2 protein-coding genes are annotated in these 2270 nt (G+C 77.7%); both read right to left on the reverse strand.

The features are described 5' to 3' along the window. Positions 1 to 40: 40 nt before the first annotated feature. Positions 41 to 688, reverse strand: a complete 648-nt coding sequence (locus ACTUAL_RS17885) for an MOSC domain-containing protein (RefSeq protein ID WP_440901066.1) — start codon at positions 686 to 688, stop codon at positions 41 to 43. An 86-nt stretch (positions 689 to 774) separates the two neighbouring features. After that, the coding region (locus tag ACTUAL_RS17890) for a LuxR C-terminal-related transcriptional regulator (protein ID WP_440901067.1) at positions 775 to 2270 on the reverse strand (1496 nt) is incomplete at its 5' end.

The raw sequence follows: 2270 nt of genomic DNA on the forward strand, positions 1-2270 counted from the left end.
GCGGGGGGCCCGGGACCCCCGCCCCGCGCCCGCGCTCGTCTCAGCGCGCCCGCGCCACGCGCTTGGCGACCTTCTCGCGGACCTCCTCGGACAGCCCGGCCACCCCGACCAGCGACGGCAGCAGCTCCGGCTCCAGCTGGAGCGCCCGGAACACCACGGCCACCGTGATCGCGTGCCCCGGCCGCTCGACCACCTCGATCCCGTCCCCGGCGCGCACCGAACCCGGCTCCAGCACCCGGAGGTAGGCCCCCGGCAGCGCGCGGGCGGTGAACCGCTTGACCCACTGCGGCTCGTCCAGCACCAGCGCGAACGTCCGGCACGGGATGCGCGGCGCGGTGACCTCCAGCAGCGCCGTCCCCACCCTCCACCGCTCGCCCACCAGCGCGTCCGACACCGCCACGCCCTCGGTGGTCAGGTTCTCCCCGAACAGCCCGGCGGGCAGCTCGCGCCCCAGCTCCGCCTCCCACACCGCCCGCTCCTCGCGGGCGTAGGCGTACACCGCCTGGTCCGGCCCGCCGTGGTTGACCTTGTCGGAGATCTCGTCCCCGGACACGCCGCTCATCCCGGCATCGGGCACGTCCAGCGCCACGGCCCCCTCGACGGGCCGCTTGCCGATCGCGGACTCGCCGATCCGCACGCCCTCGAACGGGACGCGAACCCCCGTGTTGACCGACAGCACTCGTGACATGAGCCAGAAGGTAACCCACCCCCGAGCCGCCCAGCGCCCCGGTTTTCCCCGCCGGGACGCGCCGGTCACGCGCCGTCCGCGCCCCGTCACCCGACCAGCCCCGCCGCGAAGCTGCTCAGCCCCTCCCGGTCGCCCCGCCCGGTCTTGCTGAGCAGGCTGGCCACGTGCTTCTCCACGGTCCGGGGCGAGATGTGCAGCCGGTGCGCGATCGCCTTGTTCCCCAACCGCACCCCGACCAGCCGGAACACCTCGAACTCCCGCACCGTCACCCCCAGCGCCCGCAGCTCCCTCGGCACCAGGTCGCTGCCGCTGCGCCGCTGCTGCACCGGGGCCCCGGCCGCCCGCAGCAGCCCCCGGCACGCGCTGGCCACCGCCGACGACCCGGCCCCGTGGAACCGCTCCTCGGCCTCCCGCAACCACCCGACCGGCTCACCCCAGCCGTCCCGCACCGCGGCCTCCGCCGCCAGCCGCAGCCCCAGCCCGTCCGCCAGCGGGAACACCTCACCGGCCGCCCGCGCCGACGCGAACGCCGCCAGCGCCTCGTCCCCGCGCCCGGCCCGCCCCAGCAGCACCGCCAGCGCGTACCCGCCGAACACCCGGTTCCACCGCATACCGCCGACCGCGCCCCCGACCACCTGGGCGCACGCGGCCAGGTCCACGCCCCCGTCCAGCGCCCCCAGCAGCAGCCGCAGCCCGTGCGTGCCGGACAGGTGGAACGTGGACGGGCTCGCCAGCTCCAGCTCCTCGGCGACCGCCAGCTCCCGCGCCGCCAGCCCCCGGTCCTCCTCCAGCAGCGCGCAGAACGCCCTGGCCAGCCCGAAGCACAGCGGTCGCTCCTGCGCCCCCGCCCCGCCCACGGCGTCGAACCGCTCCAGCGCCGCCGCCATCTCCGCCCGCCGCCCCCGGTGCGCGGCGGCCGTGGCGCGGGTCATCAGCACGTAGCCCGCGATCCCCAGCAGCTGGAACCGCGCGGTGTCCTCCGCGCACCGCTCCACCAGCTCGTCCGCCTCCGCGTACCGGCCGCGCAGCACCGCGTCCAGCGCCAGGATCGCGTCCACGTTGCACGCCACGAAGATCGCCCCGACGCCGAGCGCCTCCGCCCGCGCCCTGAGCAGCCCGGAGACCGAGGCGTCCGCCAGCCACGCCAGCCCGGCCCGCCGCACCACCGCGTAGCTGCGCTGCACCGGCAGCCGGTGCTCCTCGGCGATGCGCTGCGCCGTCACGAAGTGCTCGGTCGCCTCGCCCACGTCCCGCTCGCGCGCCAGGATGCCCAGCAGCTGCCTGGCCTCGCAGCGCACCACCGGGTCCGGGCTGCGCTCGGCGGCCCGCAGCGCCAGCTCCCGCGCCCGCTCCACCCGGTCCGGTCCCGGCGACTGGAGCGCCAGCGACGCCGCCACCGAGTCCACCAGCGCCACCTCGGCCACCGGGCCGTCCGCGCCGAGCAGCGCGCGGGCCTCGTCGACCTGCGCGGCCCCCAGCTCCCACCGCCCGGCCAGGTACGCCACCCGCGCCAGCCGCGTGCACAGCCGCGCCCACCGCACCCGGTCCAGCCGGGGCCCCAGCTCGGCCAGCGGGCCGACCA

Source organism: Actinosynnema sp. (genome assembly GCF_052038725.1).